We start from the raw sequence: 566 nt of genomic DNA, 5'->3' as shown, positions 1-566 counted from the left end.
AGGACCGGCTGCGCCGACTCTGAGTCCGCCCCGCACGGCCACCTTGTGGCGTGCCTCACTTCTCGCCTACGGTGACCCAAGTACCTGAGACGAGGAGTATCGGATGACCCTGCCCTATCCGCACCTGCTGGCGCCCCTGGAGCTCGGTCCCGTCACCCTGCCGAACCGGGTGCTCATGGGCTCGATGCACACCGGCCTCGAGGAGCGGCCCGGCGGGTTCGAGCGACTGGCCGAGTTCTACGCGGAACGGGTGCGCGGCGGCGTCGGGCTCATCGTCACGGGCGGCGTCGGCCCCAGCCCCGAGGGCGCCACCCGCGCCGGCGGGGCCCTCCTGCGCACGCCCGAGGAGGTGGCACGGCACCGCCTGGTGACCGAGGCCGTGCACGCCGAGGGCGGGCGGATCGCGCTGCAGATCCTGCACTCGGGCCGCTACGCCATGACGCCCGACGCCGTGGCCCCGAGCCCCCTGCGCGCCCCCATCAGTCCGGTGGTCCCGCACGAGCTCACGGCCGAGGAGATCGAGCGGACCATCGAGGACTTCGCCCGCACCGCCGCCCTCGCCCGGG

1 protein-coding gene is annotated in these 566 nt (G+C 74.2%); it reads left to right on the top strand.

What is annotated here, in order from left to right; genetic code table 11:
• Positions 1–103 precede the first annotated feature (103 nt).
• The coding region (locus tag RCG67_RS17200; protein ID WP_497801014.1) for an oxidoreductase at positions 104–566 on the top strand (463 nt) is incomplete at its 3' end.

The organism is Kocuria cellulosilytica, from assembly GCF_040981245.1.
GTDB classification, from domain to species: Bacteria; Actinomycetota; Actinomycetes; order Actinomycetales; family Micrococcaceae; genus Kocuria; species Kocuria cellulosilytica.
Note: the sequence above shows the minus strand (reverse complement) of the source record. Positions and strands in the feature narration are given on the sequence as shown.